At 36.5% G+C, this 244-nt stretch carries 1 protein-coding gene; it reads right to left on the minus strand.

Annotation, left to right across the window (positions count from 1 at the left end; genetic code table 11):
- On the minus strand, positions 1-244 hold a 244-nt coding region (locus SB754_RS22365; RefSeq protein ID WP_410784473.1), incomplete at both ends, for a substrate-binding domain-containing protein.

Genomic DNA, 244 nt, shown 5'->3' on the forward strand with positions numbered 1-244 from the left:
CCTAATATTTTAGCAGCATCTATTACCCCTAATGCCACGATATCATTAGCACAGAAAATAGCATCTGGACGATTTCCTTTTTTTAGTACACGCATTGCTACAGAGTAACCAGCTTCATAGGTGTAATCTCCTTCTTCTATTACTGCTTTTATTCCTTTTTGTATAAGAAACTCAACAAACCCCTTCTCACGATCACGACTCGTTGATGTATTTGTACGACCGGTAATATAAGTGAACTTTTTAT

Source organism: Leifsonia sp. SIMBA_070, from assembly GCF_046534635.1.
Taxonomy (GTDB): domain Bacteria; phylum Actinomycetota; class Actinomycetes; order Actinomycetales; family Microbacteriaceae; genus Leifsonia.